The sequence below is a fragment of the Loktanella sp. DJP18 genome (genome assembly GCF_049310965.1).
Taxonomy (GTDB): domain Bacteria; phylum Pseudomonadota; class Alphaproteobacteria; order Rhodobacterales; family Rhodobacteraceae; genus Loktanella.
In genome coordinates, this window is sequence record NZ_JBMERN010000248.1 from 1 (window position 1) to 2,697 (window position 2,697).

A 2,697-nucleotide genomic window follows, 5' to 3' on the forward strand; every position below is an offset into this window, starting at 1 on the left:
TCTATTACATGACACCTGAGTTCTGTGCGCATTGCGTCGAACTGATCGACGGTATCATTCACAGCGTGGGCCGTTATTTAAAAGAGAGCGACGCGTAAATTGGTGAGAGGCATTGCATGGCCGTAACGGGGATCAATAGCGAGGACCGGCTGGTTCAAACTACCTTCGCCGAGCACTTGGAGACTGTGCTTGGCTGGGACAGCATATACGCTTGGAACAAAGAGGCCTTCGGACCGGACGGCACGCTGGGGCGAAAGGACACGACCGAAGCGGTCTTGACCCGAGACCTCCGGGCGGCGCTACACCGCCTCAACCCGGACCTGCCAGTCCCGGCAATAGAGGACGCAATCCGAAGCCTTACGGTCTATGATGTCAGCCGGTCGATGGTTCAGCACAACCGCGATTTCTATCGAATGCTGCGCGGCGGCGTACCCGTCACGTATCGCGATGCAAAAGGACGACAGAAATCCGCCCGTGCCAAGGTGATCGACTTTGACAACGCGCCCGGCACCAACCGCTTCCTTGCCGTGCGCGAGTTGATATTGAAGGGCGTGCGGACGCCCAATTACAACCGTCGCGCTGATCTGGTTTGCTTCGTCAACGGCCTGCCGCTGGTCTTCATCGAACTGAAGGCCATCTACAAAAATATCCGAGCCGGGTTTGATGGCAACCTGAGCGACTACATGGACGAAAACGTCATCGCCCATGCGTTCCACCACAACGCCTTTCTGATCGTGTCGAACGGTGACCGCGCCCGCTATGGCTCGATCACGAGCGCGTGGGAGCACTTCAACGAATGGAAGCGGCTGGACGAGGCGGACGAGGGCTGCGTCGATGCGGAACGTCTGCTGAACGGCATTCTGGCGCATGACCGGCTGCTCGATTTGTTCGAAAACTTCATCCTGTTCGACGAAAGCAAGGCGGGTACGGCGCGGAAGGTGGTCGCCAGAAATCACCAGGTTCTGGGCGTGAACCGCGCGGTAGCCTCCGTCGCGAGGCAAGAGGTAATTAAGGCCCAGACCCCACCCGGTGAGCGCCTGCGCCACCGCGTGGTGGAGTTGCCCCTGGAACGAACGACACCAGCAAAACTCAAACAGGGTGATCAAGCGCTTCTAGCGGCGGAACCTTCACTTCAGTCCTTCATTCCCAATGGCCCCGTCAACATCATCGAACGGGTGCATCCGGATTTGGGCCGTTTGGGCGTGTTTTGGCACACGCAGGGCAGTGGCAAGTCCTACTCGATGGCATTCTTCGCCGAGAAGGTGCGGCGCAAGGTGCCTGGCAACTTCACATTCCTATTGATGACCGACCGAAATGATCTCGACAGCCAAATCTACAAGACTTTTGTTGGCTGCGGCATTGCGGGAAACGACACCCCGCGCGCGGCATCCGGCGATGATCTTGAACGGATCCTGAAGGAAAACAACCAGTACGTTTTCAGCCTGATCCACAAGTTCAACAAGGACGTGGATCCAAAGAAACCCTACAGCGAGCGCGACGACATTATAGTGATCTCCGACGAAGCCCACCGCACACAAGCGGGGCGGCTCGCTCGTAATATGCGCCTGGCGCTGCCCAACGCTGCCTTCATCGGCTTTACTGGCACTCCCCTATTCAAACAGGACCAGATCACCAAGCGCATCTTCGGAGACTATGTCTCGCGCTACGACTTCAAACGCTCCGAGGAGGATGGCGCGACCGTCAAGCTAGTCTATGAGAACCGGGGCGCGAAGCTAGGGGTCGCCAAGACGAACCTGAACGAACGGATCGCCGAGAAGATCGAGGAAGCGGAGCTCGACCCAGATCAGGCGGCGCTCCTCGATAAGCTGCTCGGAAAGGACTACGAGGTCATCACCGCCGATGAGCGGCTCGACAAGATCGCGGCCGATTTCGTGGAGCACTGCGCGACGAGGTGGGAGTCCGGAAAATCCCTATTCGTGTGCATTGACAAGATCACCTGCGCCCGAATGCACCAGATGATCGTCCCGCACTGGCGGGCGAAGGCTGCAGAAGTCAGGGCGGCCGCCGACGCCAAGCAAGCCGAAGTAGATGCCGCTGCTGATGAAACTTTTCGTCTTGTCCTCGCGGAGCAAGCGCAAGAGCTGGCTGCACAGGCAATGTGGCTCGAGGAAACCATCGTTGAGATCATCATAAGCGAGGCGCAGAATGAGGTCGCGGACTTCAATAAATGGGGGGTCGACATTATCCCGCACCGCGCCTTGATGAAGCAGGGCTTCAATACCGGGAATGGCGAGAGGATTGATGTCGAGACGGCTTTCAAGAACTCCGAGCACCCGTTCCGCGTCGCAATCGTCTGCGCGATGTGGCTGACTGGATTCGACGTGGAGTGCTTGTCGACGCTCTATATCGACAAGCCGATGAAGGCGCACACGCTGATGCAGGCCATAGCGCGGGCAAACAGAGTTTATCCCGGCAAGGACTTCGGCCTGATCGTTGACTACAACGGGATGCTAGAAAGCTTGCGCGCCGCGCTTGCCCAGTATGCGCTGGGCGATGATGGCACGGGCGGCGAAGAAATCATTGCGCCCATCGAGGAGCGAGTACAGGCTCTGCTAGAAGCTATCGAGGCGACCGAGGCGCATTTGCGCAGCCTCGCCTTCGATCCAAGCGTACTGCTTGGCTCGAAGGGCTTTGTGCGCATCAAGGGCCTCAAGGACGCCGTGGAAGCCGTCTATT

General features: G+C 58.3%; 1 protein-coding gene. It reads left to right on the forward strand.

Annotation, left to right across the window (positions count from 1 at the left end; genetic code table 11):
- Positions 1-116: 116 nt before the first annotated feature.
- A partial coding sequence (locus tag ACOI1H_RS24665; RefSeq protein WP_422440888.1) for a type I restriction endonuclease subunit R occupies positions 117-2,697 on the forward strand: 2,581 nt, incomplete at its 3' end.